The sequence below is a fragment of the Streptomyces vinaceus genome, from assembly GCF_008704935.1.
In the GTDB taxonomy this organism is placed as follows: domain Bacteria; phylum Actinomycetota; class Actinomycetes; order Streptomycetales; family Streptomycetaceae; genus Streptomyces; species Streptomyces vinaceus.
Genome location: NZ_CP023692.1, coordinates 3,027,420 through 3,054,053, shown reverse-complemented (window position 1 = coordinate 3,054,053; position 26,634 = coordinate 3,027,420). Strand labels below are relative to the sequence as shown.

The following is a 26,634-nucleotide window of genomic DNA, read 5'->3' as shown; positions in this document are numbered from 1 at the left end:
CCCCTCGAAGGGGGCAACCGGGGCCCCCGCTCGTCGGTCTCGATCTTCATGGACAAGCGCATCTCCCTTTTGGCCGCTTCGGGCTTGGCGGCGCTGAGCCTCGGCGCGGCCGCCCCCGCGCTCGCCGCGGAACCGGCCTTCCCGCTCATCGGCCCCTCCGCCCTGGTGCTCCAGCCGTACCCGGACACGGGCTCCCCGAAGGAGCGCAGCCTCCACTACGAACTGGCCTACGTGGGACCCGGGAACGGCTTCACGGGCGAGTTCACCGTCACCGTCGACCTGACCAAGGCCGCCGGGGTGGCCTCCGTCAGGCTGGACCCGGCCAGGCCCAGGCCGAACTGCACGACGAGCGCCACCTCGATCGTCTGCACGCAGCAGGGCCTGAAGGCCGGCGCCGAGTCGGGTGACGCCAACGGCTTCGACCTGCTCGTCTCCGCCGCCAAGGACACCAGGAACGGCGCGAGCGGTGAGATCGCGGTCACCGGCCGGGTGGCGGGAGCGAGCGTCACGCCGGTCACCACCAAGCTGACCGTCGGCGGCCCCGACCTGTACATGGGCGCGCTGGGCCTGCGCTCCGAGGTGACGGCCGGCGAACGGCAGGACCTCCCGCTGGCCTTCGCGAACCGGGGCACGCTGCCCGCCAGGTCGGTCGCGCTGGAGCTGGACGCCTCGGCGGGCCTGGAGCCCGCGCAGACGTACGACAACTGCCGGGTACAGGACCACGGCGGCATGGGCGCGACCACGGTCTGCCTCGTCGAGGGCGAGTTCCTGCCGGGCGAGTCCTACCAGCTCGCCCCCGACTCCCCGCTGCACCTCAAGACCACGGAGCGGGCCTACCAGGACCGGCTGCGGTACGCGGTCGTCCCCGACCCGGCGCAGGTCAAGGACGCGCACGAGGGCGGGCCGGCCACCGGCAAGCAGCTGAAGCTGGTCAAGGCCTCGGCCGCGGTGCCGGTCACGGGCTCCGCCGCGGTCGCCGGCCACGCCGAGAACACCGACCTCAACCCCGGTGACAACCAGCGCAGCCTCGAATTCACCGCGAAGGGCGCCCGGGCCGACTTCGAGGCGGTCACCGCCTCGCCCGCCGGCAAGGTCGGCGACACGGTCGTCGCCGAGCTCGGCTTCCGCAACAAGGGCCCGGCCGTGATCAGCCACCTGCGCTCGGGCGAGAGCGTGGCCCGTACCGACATCGTGGTGCCCGCCGGAGTGCGGGTCACGGACGTCCCCCGCAACTGCCGCGCGGTCAACGCGGACGGCAGCGACCGTACGGACCAGCTCGGCGCGCCGCGCTACTTCTGCGACGGCGGGATCTTCGCGGACCTCGGGGGTACGTACACCGGCCGGTTCTCGATGAAGATCGAGAAGGCCGTGGCCGAGGCCAAGGGCTCGGTCACCGTCGGCGAACCGGCCGCGGGCGGCACCAAGCCGCTCTCCTTCGACCCGGTCGCGGCCAACGCCCAGGCCGTGTTCGCGGTCGAGGTCAAGGGCGGTACGAGCCCGAGCCCGTCCGGCTCGGCCTCCGCGTCCCCGTCGGCCTCCGCCTCGGCTTCGGCGTCCGCCTCGGCCTCGGCCTCGCCGAGCACGTCCGCCGCCGGCGCCGCGGGCGGCAACCTGGCCTCGACCGGCAGCTCCGTCGGCCCGGTCGCGCTGGGTGCGCTGGGCGCCGTCGCCGTCGGCGGCGCACTGTACGTGGGGGTGCGCCGCCGTTCGGGCGGGCACGCGTAAGCGGCGGGAACACCGTAAGAGGCGCGACAGCGCGAAGCGCGAACGCGCAGAACGGCCGGCCCGGGGCGTCCCCCGGGCCGGCCGTCCTTCTTGGGGTGACCGGGCTGCTGTCCCCTGCCGTCCGGTCACGCGAAGGAGCGAGGTCCCACGACGCACCTCCCGACGGGCCGTACGTCTCATCGCTCCCGAAGAGCCACGCGTGGTGCTGCGGTCCCGCGCCTGGCGGACGCGGCCATCCACACCAACGAAGGCCGCCGGGGCCGGTCACGGTCCGGACGAGTGACGAACACGCGTAAGGCGGCCCGGACGCGGAACGGGGGTCAGACCCGGCCCCGGCACAGCTCCAGCAGGGTCATCGCGAGGGTGGTCCCCGGCTTGCCGAGCGCGTCGCTCCAGTGCGCCAGCACCTCCATCTCGCGCGAGAGGTGCACCCGCCGGCCGCCCGAGGCGATCCGGGCCTCCTGGATGACGGTCGAGACGGCCATCCGCTCCTGGATGAGCCCGATGATCCGGTCGTCGATGGCGTCGATCCGCTCGCGGGAGTCGGCGATCAGCTGCGCGGGGGTGGTGGTCACGGTCATGTTCTTACTCCTGTGGATTGCGGCGACAGGAGCGGAAACGCCAGAGCGCCCCGGTCCTGTCGGACCGGGGCGCTCTGGGAAGTCAGCGGCTCAAGCGAGCATCACGCGGACCCATGGCGACCGGACCGGCCGGTGCCATAGGTAAAGAGGAAGCTCAGCTGCTTGCGCATGGACAGGATTATGGCCCGCGGCCCCCGCCCGGGCCAACCCGGCCCGGATCGTGAGACGTGGGCCTCGGACGGTGCGACAAAGGGGCGGGCGGCGCCACCGGTAGAATCGACAAAACAGCCACCCTCTTCCGCCGGAAGGCCGCCCCGTGCCAGAAGCACCCTCCGCCGCCCACGACAGCGCCCCGGACACGGTTCTCGTCGTCGACTTCGGCGCCCAGTACGCCCAGCTCATCGCCCGCCGCGTCCGCGAGGCACGGGTCTACAGCGAGATCGTCCCCAGCACGATGCCGGTGGCCGAGATGCTCGCCAAGGACCCGAAGGCGATCATCCTCTCCGGCGGCCCGTCCTCCGTGTACGAGGAGGGTGCCCCGCGCCTGGACGACGCCCCCGCCCTCTTCGGGTCCGGCGTCCCCGTCTTCGGCATGTGCTACGGCTTCCAGCTGATGGCGACCACCCTCGGCGGCACCGTCGACAACACCGGCGCCCGCGAGTACGGCCGTACGCCGCTCGCCGTCTCCAAGGCCGGCTCCACCCTCTTCGAGGGCACCCCCGAGAACCAGTCGGTGTGGATGTCCCACGGCGACGCGTGCTCCGCCGCCCCCGAGGGCTTCACCGTCACCGCGTCGACGAACGTCGTCCCGGTCGCGGCCTTCGAGAACGACGAGAAGAAGCTGTACGGCGTGCAGTACCACCCCGAGGTGATGCACTCCACGCACGGCCAGCAGGTGCTGGAGCACTTCCTCTACCGCGGCGCCGGCCTGGAGCCCACCTGGACCACGGGCAACATCGTCGAGGAGCAGATCGCGGCCATCCGCGAGCAGGTCGGCGACAAGCGCGCCATCTGCGGCCTGTCCGGCGGCGTGGACTCCGCGGTCGCCGCGGCCCTCGTCCAGAAGGCCATCGGCTCCCAGCTGACCTGCGTGTACGTGGACCACGGCCTCATGCGCAAGGGCGAGACCGAGCAGGTCGAGAAGGACTTCGTCGCGGCCACCGGCGTGCAGCTGAAGGTCGTCGACGCCCAGGAGCGCTTCCTGACCGCGCTGGCCGGCGTCTCCGACCCGGAGACCAAGCGCAAGATCATCGGTCGCGAGTTCATCCGCGTCTTCGAGCAGGCCCAGCTGGAGATCCTCCAGGAGGACGGCCCCGCGGTCGCCTTCCTGGTCCAGGGCACCCTGTACCCGGACGTCGTCGAGTCCGGCGGCGGCACCGGTACCGCCAACATCAAGTCCCACCACAACGTGGGCGGCCTGCCCGACGACATCGAGTTCGAGCTCGTCGAGCCGCTGCGCCAGCTGTTCAAGGACGAGGTCCGGATGGTCGGCCAGGAGCTCGGCCTCCCCGAGGAGATCGTCCAGCGCCAGCCCTTCCCCGGCCCCGGCCTGGGCATCCGCATCGTCGGCGAGGTCACCAAGGAGCGCCTGGACCTGCTGCGCGAGGCCGACGCCATCGCCCGCCACGAGCTGACGGCGGCCGGCCTGGACCGCGAGATCTGGCAGTGCCCGGTCGTCCTGCTGGCGGACGTCCGCAGCGTCGGCGTCCAGGGCGACGGCCGCACGTACGGCCACCCGATCGTGCTGCGCCCCGTCTCCTCCGAGGACGCGATGACCGCGGACTGGACGCGCATGCCGTACGAGGTGCTCGCGCGGATCTCCACCCGCATCACCAACGAGGTGCCGGACGTGAACCGCGTCGTCCTCGACTGCACGAGCAAGCCCCCGGGCACCATCGAGTGGGAGTAGTCCCCACCGTCCGTACGCGTGTGGCCGAAGCCGCCGTTCCCCCTGGGGAGCGGCGGCTTCGCCGCGTGTATGGCCACTTGGGGCGGTCGCCGGTACCTTGCGCGGCGAGCCGAAGGAGGGGGCCATGCCGGATCAGCCCGCACCCGCACCCGTACCCGAGCCGAAGCGCGCTCCGGTGTCCGCGCCCGCGCCGGTGTCCGCGCCTGCCCCGGTGTCCCCGCCCGCGCCCGTGCCGGTGGACCGGCTGCGGTTCGCGCTGCCGCCCGTCCACGCGGACCCGGCCGAGGAGCGCGCGTACCGCAAGGAGCGGCTCGCCGGGGCGCTGCGGCTCTTCGGCCGCCTCGGGTACGAGGACGGGGTCGCCGGGCACATCACCGTGCGGGACCCGGAGTTCGCGGACTGCCACTGGGTGAACCCGTTCGGGCGGGCCCTGTCCTCACTCGGCGCCGAAGACCTGCTGCTCGTCGACGGTGACGGGCGCGTGCGCAGGGGCGGGCACCGGGTCAACGAGCTGGCCTTCGCCGTGCACGCCGCCGTGCACCGGGCCCGCCCCGACGCGGTGGCGGTGGTGCACGCGCACGCCCCGTACGGCAGGGCGCTGGCCGCCCTCGGTGAACTGCTCGCCCCGATCAGCGAGGAGGCCTGCGCCTTCTACGAGGACCACGCGCTCCTCGACGGGTTCGCGGGGCCGCAGGACAGCGGGCGCGTCGCCCGCGCCCTGGGCCCGTACAAGGCGCTGATCCTGCGCAACCGCGGGCTGCTGACGGTCGGTGACTCCGTGGACGCGGCGGCCTGGTGGTTCATCGCGGCGGAGCGCGCGGCGCAGGTGCAGCTGATCGCGCGGGCCGCCGGGAAACCGGTGGCCATCGACCACCGCGGCGCGCTCGCCGCGCGGGAGCGTTTCGGCACGGATCTCGCCGCCTGGGTCAGCTACCAGCCCCTCTGGCAGGGCGTCGCGCCCTGAAAACACTGGGCCGGGTGGGTGACGTCAACATCATGAACGGTTAATCACCTGCTCTGACATCGTGCGCAATCCGGAACACTGCCGCAGTGGTGCACAATTCGCTGGCATTGCACCGTAGTTCAGAGAGGCGGCACGCACGTGGCTGTCCAAGAGATGTCCCGAGGTACCCATACCGCCGCCTGCGCCTGCGACGACTGCTCACGCGAGGGCCACCGGCGCGCCGTCGCCGCGTTCACCGAGAAGCGGGACGAGTTCGCGGCGGGCCAGGGGCTGCCGGCCGCCGTGGCCCGCTCCGCCGGCGCCTCCCGGCAGTGGGTCTCCGACGAGCTGACCCTGTCCGCCCGCACGGTCGCCGACCGGGGCCGCGAGGCCGGCAACTCCTGGCTCTACCTGTTCTCGCGGCGGGCCGTGCTCGCCGTGTGGATCGCCGCCGGAGTGCTGCTGCTGGTACAGGTCGGCACCGCGCTCGGCACCGGCTGGTCCACGGCCCGCACCGCCGGGCTGCTGGCCGCGGTGGCCCTGGCCGGGCTGCTCACGGTCGCCGCCCGCGCCCAGTCCGTGCGCGGCGGGCTGCTCGCCCCGCTGGTCGGCGAGGACAACCGGCTGTCCACCTCGAAGGCGGTGCCGAGCGCCTGGGTGGTGCTGACGGCGTTCGCCGCGCTCCTTCCCGCGCTGCGGCTGGCGGCCTCGCCGCCGGGTCCGCAGCGCCAGGCCCTGTACGCGGGCCTCGCGCTCGGGCGGGCGCTGCCGCTGCTGGCCGTGGTCGCGCTGACCTCGGCCGTGGCGGTGCTGGTGCGCCGGGTGGTCACCGTACGGATCATGGGCCAGAGGATGCAGAAGCTGCCGGCGGACCGGCCGCGCGGGGTGGACCTGCTCACGGACGACGCGGGCCGCGGCAGCTTCCCGGACGCCCAGTACGTGCTGGTCTCCACGGTGGTGCTGGCCTTCGCGGCGGTGTCGATGGCCCGGTTCCCGGACCGGCTGCCGCGGCTGCCGTGGGCGCTGGCCCTGCTGGTGGCCCTGTCGGCGGCGGTGTACCTCGCGGCGAAGTACGCGGAAGTGACCCGTCCGCTGATCCTGTCGGTGGTGCGCAGACGGGAGCCGGGCGACCTCGACGCGGCCATCCGGCCGGGCGACGACATCGAGATCCGCGGGGTGGGCTTCGTACCGCCCGGGGCGCAGACCCCGGAAATGCTGGCCCGGCTGGTCGTCCGGGTCGGGGCGGTGCACGTGCACGTGCCGCTGGTGCCGGTCGCGGGCGGGTTCACCAACCCCTCGGACTCCGCGCTGACGGTGCCGGTCCCGGCGGAAGTGGAACCCGGGCGCATCGAGGTACAGGTGGTGACGGCCGCCGGAGTGGAATCCAACCGCTGCACCATCGACGTGGCCGAGTGAAGCGGGGTACACATGGGACGTGACCCGAACTGACGTCCCTTCCGCCGACTCCTCCGGCGCCTCCGGTCCCACTGGTCCCTCCGGCCGCGGCGGGCTGCGGGAGCGGGCCGCCCGGTACGCCCTGCTGCCCCTGCGGATCTTCCTCGGCGTGACCTTCGTCTACGCGGGCCTCGACAAGCTGACCGACCCCGCGTTCCTGTCCGCCTCCGGTGCCGGCTCCATCGGCGAACAGATGCACGGAGTGCGCGACACCTCCGCGATCCCCGCGCTGGTGGACTGGGCGCTGCACTCACCCGTCGGATTCGGGACGGCGCTGGCCGTGGGCGAACTCCTGGTGGGCCTGGGGACCCTGGCCGGCCTGCTGACCCGGATCGCGGCCACCGGCGGAGCGCTGATCTCGCTCAGCCTGTGGCTCACGGTGTCCTGGCAGGTCAGCCCGTACTACTACGGGAACGACCTGGTCTACCTGATGGCCTGGATCCCGATGATCCTGGCCGGAGCGCCCTATCTCTCGCTGGACTCGCTGATCCGGTCGCGCGGTGCGCGGACCCGGTCGCGCCGGTCCCGCCGGATCGCGTAGGTCACGATCCCCACCAGCGCGGCCAGGCACAGCCCGCCCATGGTCATCGGGATGACCAGGAACCAGGGCAGATCCGCCTCCCCGGTCGCGTCGAGCAGGTACAGCACGCCCGCCGCCACCAGGATCAGGCCGGCCAGCAGCCGTCCGGGCTGGAACTCATGACGCGGCACGGGCCACCTCCACCTGTCCGAAATCTGCGCTCAGGTCCAGCTCGATGGTTCCCCCGGCCTCGGTGCCGGCGGCGGGCTTCAAGGTCGCCTGCTGGGTCTCCCCGCCGCTCTTGACGCGTACGTCCTGGCTGGTCTCCCCGGGCAGGTGGATGTCGCCCAGCTTCACCGACACGTCGGCCTGCGCGGTGACCTCGCGGGGCACGATCACCTTGAGCCGGCCCGCCTCCACGGAGGCGCGCACGGACAGGGTCGTGCCCTTCGGCACGTCCAGCCGGCTCAGGTCCAGTGTGGCCAGCCCGGTGCCCGCCGCGTAGACGGGTCTGACGTCCGCCACCGCGGCCGGCCGCCATTGCACGGACTTCCAGTCGGTGCCGATCTCGCGCGGCAGGGCGGAGGCGCCGGCCAGCAGCCCGGCCGTGATCATCGCCAGCAGGATCGTGCCGAAGCCGGTGCGGCCCTTGACCGAGCTGACCGCGAGACCCAGCCCGAACACGGCGAGCGCCGAGGCCAGACCGATCTGCAACGCGTGCGAGAGGGTGCTGCCCTGCCAGACCGCCGCGGTGGCGGCGCCCCCGCCCAGCAGGGCCAGGACGAACACCCGGCCGCCGATGCCCCCGCGCGGGACCCTGGGGGCCGCGGCCCGCCCGGGGTCCTCGGCCCGGCCCTCCCCGATGTTCCGGGCGGCGTTGGCGTCGGCGGAGTCGTCGGGCCCCCACAGGTAACCGCTGGATCCCACCGGGCCGGTGGTGCCGTCCTTGACCAGCGGATCCCGCCACCAGGAGGGGCTGCCGGGCACGGGCGGCGCCTGGGTCTCCGGCGGGGCGGGGGCAGGACGGTGCGCCGCCTGCGGCTCGGCCTCGGGGGCCGCGGTCTTGCGGCGGCGCTGCGACCAGTACCCGGCCCCGCCGAGGGCCAGGATGACCAGGACGGAGAACACGGCCAGCCCGCCGTTGTCCAGCATCGACAGGAACAGCGCACAGCCGACCAGGGCCGCGAACACGGCGGCCAGGGTGGCGCCCTCGACCCGGCCGGTCAGCAGCTTCTTCGCCTCGCTGTCCTCCGCGCCCTCCACCGGCAGCAGCAGCCAGGCGAAGCCGTAGAAGATCAGGCCCACCCCGCCGGTGACCGCGAGGACGCCGAGCACGATCCGGAAGATCACCGGGTCCAGGTCGAAGTACCGGCCGAGGCCCCCGCACACGCCCGCGAGGACCTTGTCGCGCTTGCTGCGGCGCAGCGGCGGCCGCTCGGCGGCGCGGTCTGCGGACCGGTCGGCGGACCGGTCACCGGGCGGCGGCGCCGCGGTGGCACCGGCCGGCGAAGGCGGGGAGTCGTGCTTGGTCATGGCTCCATGGTGACAACCCGCCGCCCCGCGCGGCACCGGGTCCGACCCTGGCACAACCCTGATATCCCCCCGACAGAACTGGGGGGCCGCCCTGATGTCCCGTACGCCGCCCGCGTGTGACCATCAATGGCATGCCCGTCTCCACCGCCCCCCGTCCCCCGCACCCGACGGACGCCGACGACCCGCCGCAGCGCAAGCTCTACCGCAGCGCCGACGGCCGGATGCTCGGCGGTGTCGCGCGCGGTCTCGCCGGGCACCTCGGGCTGCCGGTCGTCTGGGTCCGGCTCGCGTTCCTCGGCCTGTTCATGTGGGGCGACGGGCTGGGCGTGCTGCTCTACGCCGCGTTCTGGGTGTTCGTACCGCTGGGGGTCGGCGGCCGCACCGGCCACCGCTCCTTCTTCGAGACCCTCCCCGACGGCACCCGCCGCCTGCGCAAACCCGACCGGGGGCAGATCACCGCCCTCATCGCCCTGTGCATCGGCGCCGGCATCTTCATCTCCAAGGTCCAGCTCGGCGGCACCTCCGGCCGGTACGTGTGGCCGACGCTGCTGGTCGGCGCCGGCGTGGTCCTCGTCTGGCGCCAGGCGGACAACGCCCGCCGCGCCCACTGGGGCGCCGCCGCCGGGCGCAACGCGCGACTGCTCCAGATCGCCCGCGGGTTCGCCGGGGTCGCCCTGGTCGGCGTCGGCCTGACCGTCTTCATCGTCGTACGCGGCTCGGCGGCGCAGCTCGGCAACGTGCTGACCGCCGCCCTCGCCGTCCTCGTCGGCATAGCCCTGCTCGCCGGACCCTGGCTGATCCGGATGACCCAGGACCTCTCCGAGGAGCGCCTGATGCGCATCCGCGCCCAGGAGCGCGCCGAGGTCGCCGCCCACGTCCACGACTCGGTGCTGCACACCCTGACCCTGATCCAGCGCAACGCGGAGGACGTCGGCGAGGTCCGCCGCCTGGCCCGCGCGCAGGAGCGCGAGCTGCGGAACTGGCTGTACAAGCCGGAGGGCACCGGCAAGGACGAGGCCGAGGAGCCCACCACCCTCGCGGAGGCGGTCAAGAAGACGGCCGCCGACGTGGAGGACCACCACGGGGTCCCGATCGAGGTCGTCGTCGTGGGCGACTGCCCGCTCGACGAGAGGCTCGGCGCACAGATCCAGGCCGCGCGCGAGGCGATGGTCAACGCCGCCAAGTACGGTGGCGACGGGGGGCCGGTGCAGGTGTACGCCGAGGTGGAGGGGCAGACCGTGTTCGTGTCCGTACGGGACAGGGGACCGGGCTTCGACATCGACGCGGTACCGGACGACCGCATGGGCGTACGAGAATCGATCATCGGCCGGATGCAGCGCAACGGCGGGACCGCACGGCTGCGGTCCGCGCCCGACGGCGGCACGGAAGTCGAGCTGGAGATGGAGAGGGCGGCGAACGCAGCATGACCGAGGAGACGACCGGCGCCGCGCCGGTGGGCAGGCACGTGCGGGTGGTGCTCGTCGACGACCACCGGATGTTCCGCACGGGAGTGCAGGCCGAGATCGGCGAGACCGCCCGGACCGGGGTCGAGGTCGTCGGCGAGGCGGCCGATGTGGACCAGGCCGTCACCGTCATCACCGCCACCCGGCCCGAGGTGGTCCTGCTCGACGTGCACCTGCCCGGCGGCGGCGGGGTCGAGGTGCTGCGGCGCTGCGCTCCGCTGATGGCGGCCGCCGAGAACCCGGTGCGGTTCCTGGCGCTGTCGGTGTCGGACGCCGCCGAGGACGTCATCGGGGTCATCCGGGGCGGCGCGCGCGGGTACGTCACCAAGACCATCACCGGGACCGACCTGGTGAACTCGGTCTTCCGGGTGCAGGAGGGCGACGCGGTGTTCTCCCCGCGCCTGGCGGGCTTCGTGCTCGACGCCTTCGCCTCGACGGACGCACCGCCGGTCGACGAGGACCTGGACCGCCTCACCCAGCGCGAGCGCGAGGTGCTGCGGCTGATCGCGCGGGGGTACGCGTACAAGGAGATCGCCAAGCAGCTCTTCATCTCCGTGAAGACCGTGGAATCGCACGTCTCGGCGGTGCTCAGGAAGCTGCAGCTCTCCAACCGGCACGAGCTGACCCGCTGGGCGACGGCCCGCCGCCTGGTGTGACGTGCGCGTACGCCGTGAGGCGGGTGTGACGCGGGTGTGACCGACGCCGCAGCGGCCGGGGGCAACCGGGTGGCGACCCGGCGCCCTCTTGGGTGGCGTGATGAGCTTGACGGGGTTTCCCCTGTTCGCGACGGCGATCGCCCTCACGGCGATCGCCGTTCTCCTGCCGCTGGCCGTGTGGAGCAAGGTGCGCGGCCCCGCCGTCGTACGCGTGTCGACCCGGGCCCTGATGGTGGTGTTCGCCCAGGTCACCGCCGTCGCGCTGGTGTTCATCTCGGTGAACCGGGAGGAGAACTTCTACGCGTCCTGGGGTGACCTGCTGGGGACCGGCAAGTACGTCACGGCCGCCCCCGACCTCGGCGCGGACGGGCTCGGCGGCAAGAAGGCCGCGGAGGTCAAGTCCGAGCCGAAGGTGCTCCAGGAGTTCCAGCCGGTCGACGGCCTCGGCGGCCGGGTCAAGAAGACCGAGCTCGACGGCAAGATCTCCGGGGTCAAGGGCGACGTCATGGTGTGGCTCCCGCCGCAGTACGACGACCCGGCGTTCAAGAACAAGAAGTTCCCGGTGGTCGAGCTGATCCCGGGCATACCGGGGACGGGCAAGTCCTGGTTCCAGGGGCTCAAGGCGGCCGAGGTGCTGGAGCCGCTGATGAAGAGCGGCAAGGTGCAGCCGTTCATCCTGGTCTCGCCGCGCGCGATGCTGCTGGGCAACGGCGACACCGGATGCGCGAACATCCCGGGCAAGGTCAACGCGGACAGCTGGTTCAGCGTCGACGTCCGCAAGATGGTCACCGACAACTTCCGGGCCTCCGACGAGGCCCGCACCTGGGGCGTGGCCGGCTACTCGGCGGGCGCGTACTGCGCCGCCAAGCTGGCGATCCTGCACCCCGACCGCTACAGCGCCGCCGTCTCCCTCTCCGGTTACAACGACCCGGGCCAGGAGCCCACCTCGCTCGTCGCCAAGGACCCGGAGATGCGGCGCACCCACAACCTGAAGGCCCTGCTCAAGGCCGCCCCCGCGCCGCCGGCGGTCTCGCTGTGGATGTCCGGCGCCGAGCAGGACGGCTACCTGTCCGGTACGGACCTCAAGGCCATCGCGCAGAGCCCGACCGCGGTGCACGCGGAGAAGGTCACCGGCGGGCACAACCTCGATTCGTGGTCGAAGCAGCTCCCGACGGCCTTCGGCTGGCTGAGCACGCAGGTCAAGGCGCCCTAGGGGCGGGCGCCCGAAGGGCTCCTCACGCCGGGCGGGAGGCTCCTCACGCCGGGCGGGAGGCGCCCGCCCACGGCATCGAATCGATCGGGGCCACGCGGACCGTCGACCCGGGGCGCGGGGCGTGGATCATCTGGCCGTTGCCGATGTACAGGCCGACGTGGGTGACCCCGGAATAGAAGAACACCAGGTCACCGGGGGCCAGCTGATCGCGCGAGACCCGCTGCCCGGCGTTGATCTGGGTGTAGGTGGTCCGGGGGAGGGAGACCCCGGCCGAGCGCCAGGCCGCCTGGGTCAGGCCGGAGCAGTCGAACGAACCCGGCCCCGTCGCGCCCCACACGTACGGCTTGCCGATCGCCCCGTACGCGAACGCCACCGCGCGGGCCGCGCGCGAGCCGTCCACGGGCGCGGGCGGGGCCGCGGACGGCGCACCGGCCGGGGCCGCGCCACCCGCCCCGGCCTCGTACGCGGCCCGCTCCTCTGCGGTGAGCTTGGCCAGCAGCCGCTTCGCGGTGTCGAGCTTGGCCTCGACCGCGGCCTTGTACCCGGCGAGTTCGCCCTCGCGGGCGCGCAGGTCGGCGAGGCGGCCGTTGGCCCGGTCCCTGAGCTGCCCGACCTCGTCGAGCTGTCGTCGTACGGAGGCCACCTCGGCGGCGCTGCGGTCGCCGGTCCGGGTGAGGAACGAGGCCTGGTCCAGGTACTCCTGCGGGTCGGCGGCCAGCGCCAGCCGCATGGCCGGCCCCAGGCCGCCGGTGCGGTACTGGCCGGCGGCCAGGGAACCGAGCGCCCGGCGGGCGGTGTTCAGCCGGTCGGTCTTGCGGGCGGTCTCGTCGCGCAGCGCGTCGAGCGCGCGCTGGGCCTCGTCGGCCTTCTCCTTCGCCCCGTTGTACCGCTCGGCGCTCTCCTCGGCCTCCTCGTAGAGCCGGTCCACCTCCGCCTTCACCTGGGAGGGCGTCTGCTGGGGATCGGCCTGGGAGGTGCCTTCGAAGGCGGTCGCGGTGGCAGCGCCCGCGAGGGCGAGCGTCGCTGCGGTCCGCACGGTTCCGCGGGAGAGCGGATGGAGCGGGCGCTGCCTGGGCTTTCGGTGACTGGCCACGAGGGCCTCACGTCCTTCCTCGCTCGGGAGCTCGGTGCTTGGAGGAGGACGCTAGACCGGAAGGTAACGGTCGGATGACGAGATGATCGCAAGTGCTCCGACGTGACCTGACGTGACCGGATGTGGCGGTTGTGGCGCCGGGCCGGGATCAGTGCCAGAGGACGGCGATGAAGATATTGATCACGGTCAGCGCGCCGACCGCGCCGAACAGCGCCTTGTCCACGTGCTCCTCGTCCCGCTTCACGTAGACGAGTGCGAGGATCACGAAGAGGACGGCGAGCTTCACGCCGATCTTGATGTTGTTGACGTGGCCGCCGTCCATCTCGCGGAAGCCGACCAGCAGGACGCCGGTGACGAGCATCGTCAGCGCGCCGTGGAGCATCGCGGGCACGAAGCGCGCGGTGCCCGCGCCCATCGCCTTCATCTGCGTGAGGAAGCCGCCCAGGAGCGAGGCGATGCCGATGATGTGCAGGCCCACGAAGACACTGATGAGTACGTCCATGGCGCCGAGCGTACGGGGGCTCCCGGTCGGCCCCTGAAGGGGGTCGGCTCCTCGACGGCCACGTCCCTGCGGCCGCTCCCACCAGGTTCGCGGCCACCCCGTGGCTTGACGGTACGAGATCTTCGAACGGTCTGGCGCCCTCCGTACGAGATCTGCGTACAGTGAGGCCATGCCTGCCGCCGCCGAGCCGACCCACCCCCGCGCCGAGGACCTCGACCTGGCCGAGGTGCTCGCGGCCCTGGGGCACCCCGTCCGCCTCGACATCGTCCGCAAGCTGGCCTCGGGCGAGCGGACGTTCTGCGGCGAGGTGGTGCCTGACCTGCCTCGATCCAGCGTCACGCACCACCTCAAGACGCTCCGCGAGGGCGGGGTGATCTGCCAGCGCCCGCAGGGCCGCAGGCTCTACCTCGCACTGCGCCGCGAGGATCTGGAAGCGCGCTTCCCCGGTCTCCTGGAACTCGTACTGGCGTGTCGGTCCCGACCTCTAGACTCGGAAAGCGATGAGCAGCCTCTTTGACGACAGTTTCCTGGCGGACCTCTCCCCCTCCGACGAGGTCCCTCCGCCGCCCGAGGACCACCCCGCGCCGGAGGAAGGTGCGGACGACCTCTTCGGGGGCCGGTTCGACATCGCCGGCGGCGGCGAGGGGCGCGGTGACGCCTACTACCGGGACGGCGCCCCCAGGCCCGTCATCGACCCGGCGGCCCTCCTGGACGGGCTGAACGAGCAGCAGGCGGCGGCCGTCGTGCACGCCGGCTCCCCACTGCTCATCGTGGCCGGCGCCGGCTCCGGCAAGACCCGGGTGCTGACCCATCGCATCGGCCACCTGCTGGCCGCGCGCCACGTCCACCCCGGCCAGATCCTGGCGATCACCTTCACCAACAAGGCCGCCGGAGAGATGAAGGAGCGCGTCGAGGGCCTGGTCGGCCCGCGCGCCCACGCCATGTGGGTGTCCACCTTCCACAGCGCGTGCGTGCGCATCCTGCGCCGCGAGTCCAAGCGCCTCGGTTTCACCTCGTCCTTCTCGATCTACGACGCGGCCGACTCGAAGCGCCTGATGGCGCTCGTCTGCCGCGACCTGGACCTGGACCCGAAGAAGTTCCCGCCCAAGGCCTTCAACGCCAAGATCTCGAACCTGAAGAACGAGCTGATCGACGAGGACGCCTTCGCCGGGCAGGCCGCCGACGGATTCGAGAAGACGCTCGCCCAGGCGTACGCGATGTACCAGGGGCGGCTGCGCGAGGCCAACGCCCTCGACTTCGACGACATCATCATGACGACCGTCCACCTGCTCCAGGCGTTCCCGGACGTCGCCGAGCACTACAGGCGGCGCTTCCGGCACGTGCTGGTGGACGAGTACCAGGACACCAACCACGCCCAGTACACGCTGGTGCGCGAGCTCGTGGGCACCGGCTACCCGGACCTGCCGCCGGCCGAGCTCTGCGTGGTCGGTGACGCCGACCAGTCGATCTACGCCTTCCGCGGCGCGACCATCCGCAACATCCTCCAGTTCGAGGAGGACTACAAGGACGCGACGACGATCCTGCTGGAGCAGAACTACCGCTCCACGCAGACGATCCTGTCCGCCGCCAACGCGGTCATCGAGCGCAACGAGAACCGCCGCGCCAAGAACCTGTGGACGCAGGCCGGCACCGGCGCCGTCATCACCGGCTACGTCGCGGACACCGAGCACGACGAGGCGCAGTTCGTCGCCGACGAGATCGACCGGCTGACGGACGCGGGGGACGCCAAGGCGGGCGACGTCGCGATCTTCTACCGGACGAACGCGCAGTCGCGCGTGTTCGAGGAGATCTTCATCCGCGTCGGGCTCCCGTACAAGGTCGTCGGCGGCGTCCGCTTCTACGAGCGCAAGGAGGTCCGCGACGTCCTCGCGTACCTGCGCGTGCTCGCGAACCCCGAGGACAACGTCCCGCTCCGCCGCATCCTGAACGTGCCCAAGCGCGGTATCGGCGAGCGTGCCGAAGCGATGATCGACGCCCTCGCGATGCGCGAGAAGATCACCTTCCCGCAGGCGCTGCGCCGCGTGGACGAGGCGTTCGGCATGGCCGCCCGCTCGACCAACGCCGTCAAGCGCTTCAACGTGCTGATGGAGGAGCTGCGGACCATCGTCGACTCCGGCGCCGGCCCGGCCGTCGTACTGGAGGCGGTGCTGGAGCGTACGGGCTACCTGGCCGAGCTCCAGGCCTCGACCGACCCGCAGGACGAGACGCGCATCGAGAACCTCCAGGAACTCGCTGCCGTGGCCCTGGAGTTCGAGCAGGCCCGTGGTGAGGACAACCCGGGCACGCTCGCGGAGTTCCTGGAGCAGGTCGCGCTCGTCGCCGACTCCGACCAGATCCCCGACGAGGACGAGGACGGTTCGGGCGTCATCACGCTGATGACCCTGCACACCGCCAAGGGCCTCGAATTCCCGGTGGTCTTCCTGACCGGCATGGAGGACGGGGTCTTCCCGCACATGCGGGCCCTGGGCCAGACCAAGGAACTGGAGGAGGAGCGCCGCCTCGCGTACGTCGGCATCACGCGGGCGCGCGAGCGGCTGTACCTGACGCGCTCCAGCATGCGCAGTGCCTGGGGCACCCCCTCGTACAACCCGCCCTCCCGGTTCCTGGAGGAGATCCCGGCCGAGTACCTGCAGTGGAAGCGGACGGGCGCGGCGCAGAAGCCCGCGGGCCCGATGCGCAGTTCGGGCTCGGGGTACGGATCCTCCGGATCGGGCGGCGGCAAGGCCACGTTCGGGACCTCCCCGGAGGCCTTCCTGTCCTCGTCGCGTACGAAGTCGGGCCCGTCCGGGTTCGCGACGCGCCGGGCGGCCGACAAGCCGGTCATCGCGCTGGCGGTCGGGGACCGGGTCACGCACGACCAGTTCGGGCTGGGCACGGTCATGGAGGTCAGGGGCGCCGGTGCGGACGCGCAGGCCACCGTGGACTTCGGGGACGACAAGCCGAAGCGGCTGCTGCTGCGCTACGCGCCGGTGCAGAAGCTGTAACGGGGGGCTGGGCAGGGCGGAGGGCGGCCGGGCCCGGGGACCGCTGTCGGGTCCCGGGCCGCGTGCCGTCTCGGCCTAGGTCGGGTCCAGACCGTGGCTGCGGAGCCACGGCAGCGGGTCGATCGCCGCGCCGCCGCCGGGCCGGACCTCGAAGTGCAGGTGCGGGCCGGTGGAGTTGCCGGAGTTGCCGGAGTAGGCGATGACGTCGCCCGCCTTGACCTTGCCGGACCGGATCTTGGTGCTGCTGAGGTGGCAGTACCAGGTCTCCGTGCCGTCGGGCGAGGTCACTATGGCCATGTTTCCGTACGCGCTGTTCCACTGCGTGCGCACGATGCCGTCGGTGGCGGCCATGACCGGGGTGCCGTACGAGACCGGGAAGTCGATGCCGGTGTGCACGGACATCCACATGCCGCCGGCCTGGCCGAAGCTGGCGCTGAGGCCATGCTGTTCGACCGGGATCGCGAACTTGGGGCGGGCCGCTTCCTTGGCCGCCTCCTCCTCCGCCTTCCGCTTCTTCTCGTCCTCCTGGCGCTGGCGCAGGTCGATGCGCTCCTGCGTGCGGCTCGCGCGGTCCGCGAAGTCGCCCGCGTCGGCACTGAGCGCCGTGAGCTGGGTGTCGAGCTTGCTGTTCGCCGCGACGGGCTTCACCGAGGCCGGGTCGGGCGCGGCCATCGTGGTGGTGTCCTCGGCGGGCTTGTCCGCGGAGGTGAGTCCGCCGACGGAGGCGGCCGCGACGCCGGCGACGCCCATCACGCACGCGGAGGGAACGGCCACGGTCAGCAGGGCGGAACGCTTCGCCGGGGTGCGGCGCCTGGAGGTGGCGGCCGCCGTGGAGGCCGACTTCGTCTTGCCGCCGGCGCGGCGCGAGGCGCGGGGCGCCGACGCGGTGTCCGGGGTGACGGGCATGGCCTGGGTGGGCAGGTCGTGCACGGCTGCGGCGGCGAGGTCGTGGTCGTGACCGAGGTCGAGGTCGAGGTCGTAGGCGAAGTCCGACGGGGCGCTCTCGGCGCTCCCGCCGTTCCCGGCGCCATCGGTGGTGTCGGCGCCCTCGGTGTCGAGGACTTCGAAGACCGCGGTCTCGCTGTAGCCGTCGGCGGCCGGCGCCTGGTAGGCGTAGGCAGTCTCTTGCTGCGGCTGCTGGTACTCGTACTGCTGGTGGTCGTACGAGAAGGTCTGGGTCTGCTGTTCGTGCTGCGGGACCGTGTTCCAGGCGGTGGCGTCGTACGCGCCGGTCTCGGTGCCGGTGGTGCCGTAACCCGGCATCGCCCACTGCCCGGTCTGCTCGTAGCCGGGGGCGGTGGCGGCGGCCTGGAAGTCGGTGGCGCCGCTCTGCTGGTTCCACGCGTTCGCGTCCCACTGCCCGGTCCCGGCGTCCTGGGGGACGCCGCCCTGGGCGGGGATCGTCGACAGGTAGTCGCCGTCCTGCGCGTAACCGCCTTGCGCGGACCAGGCGGTGGTGTCGTAGGCGCCGGTCTCGTACGAGGGGTAGGTCGAGGCGTAGTCGTACCCCTGACCCTGCGTTTCGTAGGAAACGTAGGCCGAGTCACCAGCGAAAGTGGTGTTGGAAAGGCCGTCGTACCCGGAATCGGGGTACAGGCCCGACGAGGGGCGGTCGTTCACCAACTTCTCTTTCGCCTCGGCAGTGGGGGCCTGGGTGGCCAGGGAACGGGAGGTTCCTTGGGGAGAGCAGTGGCGTGACTGTACCCGGCGGTTACTGGCAACGACAATCTTCCAGGGGTTTCGAGCTTTGCGGAACCGGGCATTCGGCCGTCTTTCGGTCGTGGCAAGGCCGAGCCTTGGCCCTGAGTTCGAAATCCGTTCGAGTTCCGGTGGATTGGTGTTCACGCGACGGACGCGGTGTCCCCGAGGCTCGGGAGGGCGGCCGGAGCGGGGCCGTCGAGCGTGCGCCGGACCGCCGCCATGACGGCGGGATGCGCGGCCAGGGCGAGGTGTCCGATACCGGTGACCTGCACGTTCTCCGCGTGAAGGTCCGGGTGCTCGATACGGGCCGTCTCGGTCGGGTCCATCAGCTCGTCGAACTCGCTCCAGAACGCGACGCATCGGGTCCCGCAGCCGGGCGCGGGCGCGCGCAGCTCGGCGATCACCGCGGAGCCGGGGCGTATCTGCCGCACCAGCGGGTGGGCGTCCATGAAGGGGGCGACCCGCGTACCGGAATGCGGGCTGCCCAGCGTGACGAGCGTGCGGACGCGGGCGTCGCCGCCCAGGCACTGGACGTAGTACCGCCCGACCAGACCGCCCAGGCTGTGCCCGACCAGGTCCACCCGCTCCTGCCCGGTGCGCTCGCACAGTTCCTCGACGCGCCGGGCGAGGTGGCGGGCGGTGACGCGCAGGTCGACGGTGAAAGGGGAGTAGTTGTACGTCTCCACGTGCCGCCGGCCGTCGGCGGCGAGGGTGCGGCGCAACAGGACGAAGACGGACCGGTTGTCGCTGAACCCGTGCAGCAGGAGCACGGGCGGCCGCCCGAGGTCCTTGCCGCCTGTCCCGGCGGGTTTCTCGGACCGGATGCCGGTCGGGTAGAGCAGCAGGTGGCCGCCGAAGACCACCGCCTCCAGCACGCCCGCCCGCAGCGCGGCCCCGGAAACGGGTACGGGTATGGACACCCCCATCGACGGCCCCCCTCAGCCCTCCGGGACTGCGTCAGCGGACTGCGCGCGGAACGGTCCTGCGGACTGCGGCCGGCCGCGCCACCGTGCCGTGCGGCTGTCGGTACGGTGACGCGGCGCCCCCGGTGCGGCTCCCCTGGCGGTGAAACAACGCCGTCCCACGTGTGATTTCCCCCTCGTGGTTGACCGTGAAACGGGGGTGTGCGCGATGCTGTACTTAACGTTCGTTCACTCGGGAGGCAGTGCGATGGGTGTGACCGGTCCGATCCGTGTGGTGGTGGCCAAGCCGGGTCTCGACGGCCACGACCGCGGGGCCAAGGTGATCGCGCGTGCGCTGCGGGACGCCGGCATGGAGGTCATCTACACGGGCCTCCACCAGACCCCCGAGCAGATCGTGGACACCGCGATCCAGGAAGACGCCGACGCGATCGGCCTCTCGATCCTCTCGGGTGCCCACAACACGCTGTTCGCGCGTGTGCTGGAACTCCTCAAGGAGCGCGAGGCGGAGGACATCAAGGTCTTCGGCGGCGGCATCATCCCGGAGGACGACATCGCCCCGCTGAAGGCCAAGGGCGTCGCCGAGATCTTCACCCCGGGCGCCACGACCACCTCGATCGTCGACTGGGTCCGCGCCCACGTCCGCCAGTAGCTCCGGCGGCTCCCCTCGGCGGTGGCGTCCGGCCACCGTCGGGCCGGCTCCGGCGGAGCGGCCCCGCGGACGCTGACGGCGCTCAGGCCGGGGCCAGTTCCGACAGCATCGCGGCGCGCAGACGCAGGGTGGCGACCAGGCGCTGGAAGGCCTCGGCCCAGTACGCGGCCGCCCCGGAAGAGGCCTCCGCGGGGTCGGCGAATCCGCAGCCCCGCGCCACGACCGCCTCCAGCCGCTCCGCCTCCGCGGGGTCCAGGCAGCGCTCGGCCAGGCCCATCACCCCGCTGAAGCTCCACGGGTAGCTGCCCGCCTCCCGCGCGGCGTCCAGCGCGTCCACCACCGCCCGGCCCAGCGTCCCGGCCCACGGGACCACGCACACCCCGAGCAGCTGGAAGGCCTCCGACAGGCCGTGGGCCCGTATGAACTCCGCGACCCACTGCGCCCGTTCCCCCTCCGGCAGGACCGACAGGAGCTTCGCCCGCTCCGCGAGCGAAGCCGTGCCGGGGGCCGTGGCCGGAGGCGCGGACGCCTCGCCGAGCAGCGCCTTCGACCACCGCGGATCACGCTGGCGCACCGCCGCCCGGCACCACGCCGCGTGCAGCTCCTCCCGCCAGCTCTCGCCCCCGGCCACCGGAAGCGCCACGATCTGGGCCGGGCCGAGCCCTCCGAACCGCTCCCGCCAGCAGGACAGCGGCGCCGCCTCCACCAGCTGGCCCAGCCACCAGGCCCGTTCCCCCCGTCCGGCGGGCGGCCGCTCGACCACCCCGTCGCGGAGCATCCCCGCGTCGCACGCGGCGGGCGGAGTCACCCCCTGCGGACCCACGCACGCCAGGGCGCGCTCCGCCATCCGCCCGGCCAGCGCCGACTCCGGCAGCGCCGAGAGCAACTCGGCCGCCGTCGCCCGCACGTTGCGGCTCCGGTCGCCCAGGGCCGCTTCCAGGAACGGCTCGTCCCCGCCCGCGAGCCCCACCCGCAGCGAGTCGAGGAACATCAGCCGGTCCTCGGCCCGTTCGGTGGCCCAGGTCGTCGACAGCAGCCGTACGGCAGCCGCCGGTTCGTGCGCGCGTACGAGGCCCAGGAGGGCCACGCGCTCCGCGAACAGCCCCTCCTGCCACAGCCGTTCCACCCCGGCCCGGTCCTGCGGGTCGGGCAGTTCCCCGGCGCCACCCGCTCCGCCGCGCAGGGCGAACCGCCAGTCCGGATTCAGCCGGGCCAGCCAGAGCCCCCGCGCCCCGGCCAGGGCCAGGGCGGGGGCGCGCAGGTCCGTACGGGCCCGGGCCGCGTCCAGCAGCGCGGGCACCAGCGCGTGCGGCGCCCGGTACCCGTGCCGGCCGGCGGCGGCCAGCCACTGCGGCAGCAGCTCCGTCAGATCCGGGGCGGCCCCGCGCCGCCCGCCGCCGCTGCCCGCGCCGGTCCGGCCGGCCAGCAGCTGCGCGAGCCGGCGCCGGGCGGCCTCGGGCGGAGCCGGCCGCGGATCCCGCGGCGCGGGATCCGGCCGCGGCCCCGCCTCGGTGGGCCGCAGCCCGGCCCGCCGCCGTACGGTCTGCACCGCGGCCGCGTCCAGCAGCGCCCCCGGACTGGCCTTCCGCCGGTCGGTCCCCAGCAGCGCGACCCCGACCAGCTCCTCCCAGTCCCCGTCACCGAGGCCCGCGGTCACGTCCTCGGCCTTCGTTCCCGTCGTGGTCACCGTGCCCCTCCCTCTTGTCGTGCAGTGCTCCGGTCCCGCCCCCTCCGCGGGACCGGAGCCGCTTTCGTATCCCGTCGACCGGCCTTTCAGCTTGCGTGGTTGTCGTTCACAAAAGCCCCCCGGCTTCATCGTTCGTGCACGTCAGCGCCCCCGCGCCAACGCTCCCTCCCCTACGGGGCCCCTGGCCCCGTCATCCCCGGCCGGTCACCCCAGGGCGACCGGTTCCGGGCAGCCCGGATGCCACGCCGTCAACGGAGTGAACCCGCGGTGTCCGCATTCGCCGAACACCGTGACCGGGCCGCCGCCCGAGAGGGCGGCCAGCTGCCACAGGCCGGACCGCGACCCGCTGTCGGCGGTGCCCGCAGTGACCGGCAGCGCGGAGGTGCCCTCCGCGTCGGCCAGTTGCCAGCCCCGTTCCCCCGGTATCGGGATCACCGGGCCCAGCACCACGGGCCACGCGTCGAGCCACGGGTCCTCCCGCAGCGCCGCCCCGTACGCCTCCAGTGCCGCCCCCGTACCCACCCCGGCCGGGACCCGGCCCGGTGCGGCCGCCGCGGACCTCTCCCCGAGATCCGCGCGCAGCCCCGCCGTGCCGGGCCGGAAGCGGGCTTCCGACTCCACCACCAGCCCCACGGGCAGGGACAGGGCCGGAGGCCGCCCCGGCGGTCCGAAGTCCAGTACCAGGGCCGGGCGCCCGCTCCCCAGCCCCCGCAGCCACGTCCGGCGGGTGGTGAGCCTGCCGTCCGGTGACACCGAGTCGTACTGGGCCAGCACCAGCCAGCGGTCCCGTACGACCTCCCCCTCCGCGGCCGTGTCCGGGAACCCCACCCTGGTCCGGACCGTCGCGGCGAGCGGCTGCGGCAGACCTGCCAGACCGAGCCAGCCCCGGTTCAGCAGGTGCAGCAGCGCGCCCTCCTCCAGCATCCGGGCGGGCCATCCGGGACCGCAACTGGGTATCGTCCCCAACTCCCGGACCCGCGCGGCCAGTCCCGGCGCCTGCGCGTCGACCATCCGGGCGGCGGTCTCCTCCCAGGGCCCGTACCCGGCCTGTTGCTGGCCGGCCAGGCCGCCGCGCAGCACGTCCTCCAGCCGCTGCTCCAGCTCGCCGACCCCCGCACCGATCCGGGCCGCCCTCCGCTGGGCCCGGCGCTTCGCCCCCTCCTCGTCCGCCGGCCCACCCGGCACGTCCGCCCCCTTGGCCGCCGCTCTGGCCGCCCGCTGCGCCGACCACTGGGCCGCCCAGGGCGGCGCCTCGCCGGCCTCGCCGAACCCCTCCGCCGACCAGAGCAGCAGCAGCCCGAGCGCGTGCTTGCACGGGAACTTCCGGCTCGGGCAGGAGCACGAGTACGCCGGGCCCCGCACGTCCACGACGGTCCGGTACGGCGTGCTGCCGCTGCCCTTGCACAACCCCCACACCAAACCGGAAGCGGAATCTCCGGTCTGTGACCATGGACCCGCCCCGCCCAGCTTGGCCCCCGCCTTGCGTGACGCTTCGTCAGGAGCCAGAGTCAGTACCTGTTCCGCCGTCGGGCGGACCCTGTGCTCAGTCATGTGTCCCACCGTAGAGACCCCCACTGACAATCGCTCTGACCTGCAACGACGTTGAGATCGAAGGGCGTTGTCAGTGGCGTGGTGCACGGTTGTTCCAGCAGTCGGGAACGGCTGGCGAGCATTGGAGGGGGACCATGACCATGCCCGGGAACGGCCAGGGCGCAGGCGCGCTGCGACCGCATGCCGAGGACGCGTTCGCGGAGGAACTGAAAGTCCTCGCGGCGGCCGACGACAGGCCCCGCCCCACGCGTTGGAAGCTCTCCCCGTGGGCCGTCGCGACCTACCTCCTCGGCGGCACGCTCGCCGACGGCAGCGTCATCACGCCCAAGTACGTCGGCCCGCGCCGCATCGTCGAGGTCGCCGTCACCACCCTCGCCACCGACCGCGCCCTGCTCCTGCTCGGCGTCCCCGGCACCGCCAAGACCTGGGTGTCCGAGCATCTGGCCGCCGCCGTCAGCGGGGACTCCACCCTCCTCGTCCAGGGCACCGCCGGCACCCCCGAGGAGGCGATCCGGTACGGCTGGAACTACGCCCGCCTCCTCGCCCACGGGCCCGGCCGCGAAGCCCTCGTACCGAGCCCCGTCATGCGCGCCATGGCCGAGGGCCGGGTCGCCCGCGTCGAGGAGCTCACCCGCATCCCGCCCGACGTCCAGGACGGCCTCATCACCATCCTGTCCGAGAAGACGCTGCCGATACCGGAGCTCGGCCAGGAGGTGCAGGCCGTCCGCGGCTTCAACCTCATCGCCACCGCCAACGACCGCGACCGCGGGGTCAACGAGCTCTCCAGCGCGCTGCGCCGCCGCTTCAACACCGTCGTGCTGCCGCTGCCCGCGACCGCCGACGCCGAGGTCGACATCGTCGCCCGCCGCGTCGACCAGATGGGCCGCTCCCTCGACCTGCCGGCCGTGCCCGAGGGGCTGGAGGAGATCCGCCGCGTCGTCACCGTCTTCCGCGAGCTGCGCGACGGGGTCACCGCCGACGGCCGGACGAAGGTGAAGTCGCCGAGCGGCACGTTGTCCACCGCCGAGGCCATATCGGTGGTCACCGGAGGCCTCGCGCTGGCCGCCCACTTCGGGGACGGCGTCCTGCGCCCCTCCGACGTGGCCGCCGGGATCCTCGGCGCCGTGGTCCGGGACCCGGCGGCCGACCAGGTCGTCTGGCAGGAGTACCTGGAGGCCGTGGTCCGCGAGCGGGACGGGTGGAAGGACTTCTACCGCGCCTGCCGGGAGGTGACGGCATGAGCGCGCCGCCCGCCGCGCGGCGGGGGCCGCTGCTGCTGGGTGTACGGCACCACGGCCCGGGCTCGGCCCGCGCCGTGCGGGCCGCCCTGGACGCGGCCCGCCCGGCGGCCGTGCTGATCGAGGGCCCGCCGGAGGGGGACGCGCTGCTGCCGCTGGCCGCCGATCCCGGGATGCGGCCGCCCGTGGCCCTGCTCGCGCACGCCGCCGACGATCCGGGCCGGGCCGCGTTCTGGCCGCTGGCCGCGTTCTCGCCGGAGTGGGTCGCCATCCGCTGGGCCCAGGAGCAGGAGGTGCCGGTTCCGGTCCGCTTCATCGACCTCCCGGCGGCGCACACGCTGGCGGCGCGGTCCGGCGCCGACCGCGACGAGGCCGGCTCCGAGGAGGCCGGCTCCGTACGCCTGGATCCTCTCGCGGTGCTGGCCGAGACCGCCGGCTACGACGACCCCGAGCGCTGGTGGGAGGACGTGGTCGAGCACCGCGGGGACGGGGCGGCGGATCCGCTCGCCGCGTTCGAGGCGCTCGCGGAGGCCATGGGGGCCCTGCGCGAGGCGTACGGGGACGGCGGCCACGCCCGGGACGGGGTGCGCGAGGCGTACATGCGGCAGCGGATGCGGGCCGCCCGCCGGGAGTTCGGCGACGGCTGCGCCGTGGTGTGCGGGGCCTGGCACGTACCGGCGCTGGGCGCGCGGACCACGGCCGCCGCGGACAAGGCGCTGCTGACCGGGCTGCCCAGGACCAAGGTGGAGACGGCCTGGGTCCCCTGGACCCACCGCCGGCTCGCCCGGGCCGGCGGGTACGGAGCGGGCATCTCCTCGCCCGGCTGGTACGCGCATCTGTTCGCGGCGCGGGACCGGCCGGTGGAGCGGTGGCTGACCAAGGTCGCCGGGCTGCTCCGGGAGGAGGACCGGCAGGTCTCCTCGGCGCACGTCATCGAGGCGGTCCGGCTGGCCGGGACGCTGGCCGCGATGCGGGGCAGACCGCTGGCCGGGCTGACGGAGACCCTGGAGGCGGTCAGGGCCGTGATGTGCGACGGCTCCGACGTACCGCTCGCGCTGGTCGAGGACCGCCTCGTCATCGGCGACGTGCTCGGCGAAGTCCCCGACGGGGCGCCCGTGGTGCCCCTGCAGCGGGACCTGACCCGGCAGCAGCGCTCGCTGCGGCTGAAGGCCGAGGCCCGGCAGCGAGAGCTGGAGCTCGACCTGCGCAAGGACACGGACGCGGCGAAGTCGCTGCTGCTGCACCGGCTGCGGCTGCTCGGCATCGGCTGGGGCACCCCGGCCGCCTCGCGGGGGAGTACGGGGACCTTCCGCGAGACGTGGCGGCTGCGCTGGGAGCCGGAGCTGTCGGTGCGGGTCGCCGAGGCCGGGATCTGGGGCACGACGGTCGTGGCGGCCGCCACCGCGAAGGCCGAGGCGGAGGCGGCGGGGGCGCGGGAGCTCGGCGAGGTGACGGCGCTGGCCGAGCGGTGCCTGCTGGCCGGGCTGCCGCAGGCCCTGCCCGCCGTACTGCGGGCCCTCGCCGACCGGGCGGCACTGGACACCGATGTGGGGCGGCTCGCCAAGGCCCTGCCCGCGCTGGCCCGTTCGCTGCGCTACGGGGACGTACGCGGGACGGACGCGTCCGCGCTGGCCACGGTCGCGGGCGGGCTCGCGGAGCGGATCTGCGTGGCGCTGCCGCCGGCGTGCGCGGCGGGCCTGGACGCGCAGGCGGCGGCGGAGCTGCGCGGGCATGTGGACGCCGTGCACGGGGCGATCGGACTCCTGGACGAGGAGGGGCTGCGGGAGCGCTGGTCCGCGGTGCTGGGGGCGCTGGCGGGCCGGGACCGGGTGCCGGGGCTGATCCGGGGCCGGGCGGCCCGGCTGCTGCTGGACGAGGGACGCCTGGCGGCCGAGGAGACGGCACGGCTGATGGGTCTGGCCCTGTCCCCGGCGGCGGCGCCGCCCGACGCGGCGGGCTGGATCGAGGGCTTCGCGCAGGACGGCACGCTCCTGGTGCACGACGAGCGGCTCCTGGGACTGATCGACACCTGGCTGACCGGGGTCCCGGAGAGCGCCTTCACGGACGTACTGCCGCTGCTGCGCCGGACGTTCGGTGCCTACGAGCCGGGCGTCAGGCGGAGCCTGGGCGAGCTGGTGCGCCGGGGCCGTTCGCCCAAGCCGGCCCTGGGGGGCGCTCCCGCGGGCTTCGCGCCCGCACTGGACCCGTCCCGCGCGGACGCGGTCCTGCCGGTCCTCGGCCTCCTCCTCGCCGGCCCGCCGGCATGACGGCCGCGGGGGACCGGAGC

At 73.5% G+C, this 26,634-nt stretch carries 22 protein-coding genes; 13 read left to right on the top strand and 9 right to left on the bottom strand.

Going from position 1 to position 26,634, the window contains the following annotated elements:
* The first annotated feature begins 48 nt into the window (after nucleotides 1-48).
* The gene (locus CP980_RS35100; protein ID WP_167535829.1) at nucleotides 49-1,725 is read left to right on the top strand and encodes a peptidase; all 1,677 of its coding nucleotides are present in this window, start codon (nucleotides 49-51) and stop codon (nucleotides 1,723-1,725) included.
* A 320-nt stretch (nucleotides 1,726-2,045) separates the two neighbouring features.
* Here the strand turns inward: CP980_RS35100 and CP980_RS13415 are convergent, their stop codons facing one another.
* A complete protein-coding gene (locus CP980_RS13415) occupies nucleotides 2,046-2,306 on the bottom strand; it encodes a chorismate mutase (RefSeq protein ID WP_099889890.1) in 261 nt (86 codons plus the stop codon).
* Between the two features lie 316 nt (nucleotides 2,307-2,622).
* Between CP980_RS13415 and guaA the strand changes: the two genes are divergently transcribed.
* The 4 genes from guaA (at nucleotide 2,623) to CP980_RS13395 (ending at nucleotide 7,154) form a co-directional block, all read left to right on the top strand.
* Nucleotides 2,623-4,215: a glutamine-hydrolyzing GMP synthase gene (gene guaA / locus CP980_RS13410; RefSeq protein WP_099889889.1), complete on the top strand. Its 1,593-nt coding sequence runs from the start codon at nucleotides 2,623-2,625 to the stop codon at nucleotides 4,213-4,215.
* 193 nt (nucleotides 4,216-4,408) lie between these two features.
* A complete protein-coding gene (locus CP980_RS13405; RefSeq protein WP_373312932.1) occupies nucleotides 4,409-5,179 on the top strand; it encodes a class II aldolase/adducin family protein in 771 nt (256 codons plus the stop codon).
* 138 nt (nucleotides 5,180-5,317) lie between these two features.
* Nucleotides 5,318-6,574 (top strand): hypothetical protein, encoded by a 1,257-nt coding sequence (locus CP980_RS13400; RefSeq protein WP_189998910.1) that lies wholly within the window; start codon nucleotides 5,318-5,320, stop codon nucleotides 6,572-6,574.
* 19 nt (nucleotides 6,575-6,593) lie between these two features.
* The gene (locus tag CP980_RS13395) at nucleotides 6,594-7,154 is read left to right on the top strand and encodes a TQO small subunit DoxD (RefSeq protein WP_165937392.1); all 561 of its coding nucleotides are present in this window, start codon (nucleotides 6,594-6,596) and stop codon (nucleotides 7,152-7,154) included.
* On the opposite strand, the gene CP980_RS13390 is transcribed toward CP980_RS13395, so the two are convergent.
* Both CP980_RS13390 and CP980_RS13385 read right to left on the bottom strand, forming a co-directional pair.
* Nucleotides 7,079-7,324, bottom strand: a complete 246-nt coding sequence (locus CP980_RS13390) for a hypothetical protein (RefSeq protein WP_165937393.1) — start codon at nucleotides 7,322-7,324, stop codon at nucleotides 7,079-7,081. The genes CP980_RS13395 and CP980_RS13390 overlap by 76 nt on opposite strands.
* Nucleotides 7,311-8,666 carry a PspC domain-containing protein gene (locus tag CP980_RS13385; protein WP_150528258.1) on the bottom strand — a complete coding sequence of 452 codons (1,356 nt, stop codon included), beginning with the start codon at nucleotides 8,664-8,666 and terminating at the stop codon, nucleotides 7,311-7,313. The genes CP980_RS13390 and CP980_RS13385 overlap by 14 nt, the downstream gene beginning before the upstream one ends.
* A gap of 131 nt (nucleotides 8,667-8,797) precedes the next feature.
* On the opposite strand from CP980_RS13385, the gene CP980_RS13380 reads away from it, so the two are divergent.
* The 3 genes from CP980_RS13380 (at nucleotide 8,798) to CP980_RS13370 (ending at nucleotide 11,998) form a co-directional block, all read left to right on the top strand.
* A complete protein-coding gene (locus CP980_RS13380; protein ID WP_132759782.1) occupies nucleotides 8,798-10,093 on the top strand; it encodes an ATP-binding protein in 1,296 nt (431 codons plus the stop codon).
* A complete protein-coding gene (locus CP980_RS13375; RefSeq protein WP_099889884.1) occupies nucleotides 10,090-10,785 on the top strand; it encodes a LuxR C-terminal-related transcriptional regulator in 696 nt (231 codons plus the stop codon). The genes CP980_RS13380 and CP980_RS13375 overlap by 4 nt, the downstream gene beginning before the upstream one ends.
* Before the next feature lie 100 nt (nucleotides 10,786-10,885).
* On the top strand, nucleotides 10,886-11,998 hold the full coding sequence (locus CP980_RS13370; RefSeq protein ID WP_229907160.1) for an alpha/beta hydrolase: 1,113 nt from the start codon (nucleotides 10,886-10,888) through the stop codon (nucleotides 11,996-11,998).
* Nucleotides 11,999-12,041: 43 nt separating this feature from the next.
* Here the strand turns inward: CP980_RS13370 and CP980_RS13365 are convergent, their stop codons facing one another.
* On the bottom strand, nucleotides 12,042-13,091 hold the full coding sequence (locus CP980_RS13365) for a C40 family peptidase (protein WP_150528257.1): 1,050 nt from the start codon (nucleotides 13,089-13,091) through the stop codon (nucleotides 12,042-12,044).
* A 148-nt stretch (nucleotides 13,092-13,239) separates the two neighbouring features.
* On the bottom strand, nucleotides 13,240-13,593 hold the full coding sequence (locus tag CP980_RS13360; RefSeq protein WP_132759785.1) for a hypothetical protein: 354 nt from the start codon (nucleotides 13,591-13,593) through the stop codon (nucleotides 13,240-13,242).
* A gap of 169 nt (nucleotides 13,594-13,762) precedes the next feature.
* Here CP980_RS13360 and CP980_RS13355 point away from each other — a divergent pair, with 169 nt between their 5' ends.
* The gene (locus CP980_RS13355) at nucleotides 13,763-14,110 is read left to right on the top strand and encodes an ArsR/SmtB family transcription factor (protein WP_132759786.1); all 348 of its coding nucleotides are present in this window, start codon (nucleotides 13,763-13,765) and stop codon (nucleotides 14,108-14,110) included.
* On the top strand, nucleotides 14,094-16,598 hold the full coding sequence (gene pcrA / locus CP980_RS13350) for a DNA helicase PcrA (protein ID WP_150528256.1): 2,505 nt from the start codon (nucleotides 14,094-14,096) through the stop codon (nucleotides 16,596-16,598). Before CP980_RS13355 ends, pcrA begins: the two co-directional genes overlap by 17 nt.
* A 75-nt stretch (nucleotides 16,599-16,673) precedes the next feature.
* On the opposite strand, the gene CP980_RS13345 is transcribed toward pcrA, so the two are convergent.
* Together CP980_RS13345 and CP980_RS13340 are read right to left on the bottom strand one after the other, a co-directional pair.
* On the bottom strand, nucleotides 16,674-18,218 hold the full coding sequence (locus CP980_RS13345) for a M23 family metallopeptidase (protein WP_150528255.1): 1,545 nt from the start codon (nucleotides 18,216-18,218) through the stop codon (nucleotides 16,674-16,676).
* A gap of 221 nt (nucleotides 18,219-18,439) precedes the next feature.
* Entirely contained in the window at nucleotides 18,440-19,225 is a 786-nt protein-coding gene (locus CP980_RS13340; RefSeq protein ID WP_132759789.1) for an esterase/lipase family protein, read from the bottom strand.
* Between the two features lie 244 nt (nucleotides 19,226-19,469).
* On the opposite strand from CP980_RS13340, the gene icmB reads away from it, so the two are divergent.
* The gene (gene icmB, locus CP980_RS13335) at nucleotides 19,470-19,871 is read left to right on the top strand and encodes a coenzyme B12-dependent isobutyryl CoA mutase small subunit (protein ID WP_048478446.1); all 402 of its coding nucleotides are present in this window, start codon (nucleotides 19,470-19,472) and stop codon (nucleotides 19,869-19,871) included.
* Between the two features lie 82 nt (nucleotides 19,872-19,953).
* Here icmB and CP980_RS13330 read toward each other — a convergent pair whose 3' ends face one another.
* The gene (locus CP980_RS13330; protein ID WP_373312930.1) at nucleotides 19,954-21,558 is read right to left on the bottom strand and encodes a DUF5691 domain-containing protein; all 1,605 of its coding nucleotides are present in this window, start codon (nucleotides 21,556-21,558) and stop codon (nucleotides 19,954-19,956) included.
* 204 nt (nucleotides 21,559-21,762) lie between these two features.
* Complete coding sequence (locus CP980_RS13325) at nucleotides 21,763-23,109, bottom strand: SWIM zinc finger family protein (RefSeq protein WP_150528253.1); 1,347 nt, start codon at nucleotides 23,107-23,109, stop codon at nucleotides 21,763-21,765.
* Between the two features lie 134 nt (nucleotides 23,110-23,243).
* Between CP980_RS13325 and CP980_RS13320 the strand changes: the two genes are divergently transcribed.
* Together CP980_RS13320 and CP980_RS13315 are read left to right on the top strand one after the other, a co-directional pair.
* Nucleotides 23,244-24,350: an ATP-binding protein gene (locus CP980_RS13320; protein ID WP_132759792.1), complete on the top strand. Its 1,107-nt coding sequence runs from the start codon at nucleotides 23,244-23,246 to the stop codon at nucleotides 24,348-24,350.
* Nucleotides 24,347-26,614 (top strand): DUF5682 family protein, encoded by a 2,268-nt coding sequence (locus CP980_RS13315; protein ID WP_150528252.1) that lies wholly within the window; start codon nucleotides 24,347-24,349, stop codon nucleotides 26,612-26,614. Before CP980_RS13320 ends, CP980_RS13315 begins: the two co-directional genes overlap by 4 nt.
* Nucleotides 26,615-26,634: the final 20 nt, after the last annotated feature.